Source organism: Nonomuraea sp. NPDC001684 (assembly GCF_053596515.1).
The window spans coordinates 1-2,151 of the sequence record NZ_JBSFGJ010000802.1 but is presented as its reverse complement, the minus strand read 5'-3'; the positions used below and the strand labels follow the sequence as shown (position 1 = coordinate 2,151).

Genomic DNA, 2,151 nt, shown 5'->3' with positions numbered 1-2,151 from the left:
GTCGCCGCCCACGCCGCCACCGCCACCGCCACCGCCACGGCGAGCCAGGCCGCCACCGCCTACCCGGCGTACAAGAAGCCCGCGATCTTCGGCACGAGCTTCCAGGCCGACCCCGGCCACGACTTCACCAAGGGCATCCACTCCCGCCGCAACGGCATCCTGCGCGGCTGGATCACCGACGTGCGCGACGGCGTCGCCGAGTACGAGCCCATCAAGTGGAAGCGGTCCAAGACCACCGAGGGCTACTTCGTCGGCCCGCCCGAGGGCGACGTGACGGCCTACGCCTCCCCGATCGCCAAGGACGTCGTCTTCCTGTCGGCCTACGGCTGCAAGCCGGTGATGGCGGCCATGACCGTCGACCGCAACACCGGCCTGGGCGCCAAGCGCTGCCCCGCGTCCGTGCTGGTCAAGCGGCACGACAAGCAGCGGCAGCCGTCGCTCATCACGGTGCACCAGGGCAAGATCGTCAAGGTGCAGGAGATCTACACCCCGTGATCCCGGCTCCGCGCTTCGCGGGGGCGGGCGCGGACCTGGTAAAACCCACCCAGCAAATCTGGCAAATGGGACGTCCGCCGGAAAACACCTGTGAAGATCTCTCCCGATCGCCGATCCGTGGGCATAGTGTGAGGTGATGGATCGTCGCATCTTCGGGCTGGAGAACGAGTACGGCGTGACCTGCACGTTCAGGGGACAGCGCAGGCTGTCCCCCGACGAGGTCGCGCGCTACCTGTTCCGGCGGGTCGTGTCCTGGGGCCGATCGAGCAACGTCTTCCTCCGCAACGGCGCACGTCTCTACCTCGACGTGGGCAGCCATCCTGAGTACGCAACACCCGAGTGTGACAACGTCATCGAACTCGTCACCCACGACAAGGCGGGCGAGCGCATCCTTGAGGGCCTTCTCGTCGACGCCGAGAAACGCCTGCGCGAAGAGGGCATCGCGGGTGACATCTACCTGTTCAAGAACAACACCGACTCGGCCGGCAACTCCTACGGCTGCCACGAGAACTACCTGGTGGGCCGGCACGGCGAGTTCGGCCGCCTGGCCGACGTGCTGATCCCGTTCCTGGTGACCCGGCAGATCGTGTGCGGGGCGGGCAAGGTGCTCCAGACGCCGCGCGGCGCCGTCTACTGCGTCTCGCAGCGGGCCGAGCACATCTGGGAGGGCGTCTCCAGCGCCACCACCCGGTCCCGGCCGATCATCAACACCCGCGACGAGCCGCACGCCGACGCCGAGCGCTTCCGCCGCCTGCACGTGATCGTCGGCGACTCGAACATGAGCGAGACCACGATGCTGCTCAAGGTCGGCGCGACCGACCTGGTGCTGCGCATGATCGAGGCCGGCACGGTGATGCGCGACCTGTCCCTGGAGAACCCGATCAGAGCCATCCGCGAGGTCTCCCACGACATGACCGGCCGCCGCCGGGTGCGCCTGGCCAACGGCCGGGAGGCCTCCAGCCTGGAGATCCAGCAGGAGTACCTGTCCAAGGCCCAGGACTTCGTCGACCGGCGCGGCGGCGACGCCATCACCCGCCGGGTGCTGGAGCTGTGGGAGCGCACGCTGCGCGCGGTCGAGACCGGCGACCTCGACCTGGTCTCGCGCGAGATCGACTGGGTGACCAAATACCAGCTGATCGAGCGCTACCGCAAGAAGTACGACCTGCCGCTGTCCTCGCCCAGGGTGGCCCAGCTCGACCTGGCCTACCACGACGTCCACCGCAAGCGCGGCCTGTTCTACCTGCTGCAGAAGCGCGGCTCGGTCGAGCGGGTGGCCTCCGACCTGAAGATCTTCGAGGCCAAGTCGGTGCCGCCGCAGACCACCAGGGCGCGCCTGCGCGGCGAGTTCATCCGCAAGGCGCAGGAGAAGCGGCGCGACTTCACCGTCGACTGGGTTCACCTGAAGCTGAACGACCAGGCCCAGCGCACGGTGCTGTGCAAGGACCCCTTCCGCAGCGTGGACGAGCGCGTCGACAAGCTCATCGCCGGCATGTGAGGCAACGGCCGGGGCGTGGTGTTTACCTCGGCCCTACCTCGATGTCGGGTAGGGTGACGCGAATCTGACGTCTTTTCCGAGGGAAGTCCATGCGCCGCGCTCTGGCCGTACTGGCAGCCGTGCCTTTGATCTTCGTCGCCGCCGCGTGCGGCGACACCGAC

At 68.1% G+C, this 2,151-nt stretch carries 2 protein-coding genes; both read left to right on the top strand.

Going from position 1 to position 2,151, the window contains the following annotated elements; all coding sequences use genetic code 11:
• A partial coding sequence (locus tag ACWCSD_RS51940; RefSeq protein WP_449927194.1) for a hypothetical protein occupies positions 1 to 495 on the top strand: 495 nt, incomplete at its 5' end.
• A 136-nt stretch (positions 496 to 631) separates the two neighbouring features.
• Positions 632 to 1,990, top strand: coding sequence for a Pup--protein ligase (gene pafA / locus ACWCSD_RS51935; protein WP_125642647.1), 1,359 nt, complete (start codon positions 632 to 634; stop codon positions 1,988 to 1,990).
• Positions 1,991 to 2,151 lie beyond the last annotated feature (161 nt).

Coding starts and splice junctions, on each gene's coding strand:
- pafA (WP_125642647.1), top strand. CDS start 632: ATGGATCGTCGCATCTTCGGGCTGGAGAACGAGTACGGCGTGACCTGC.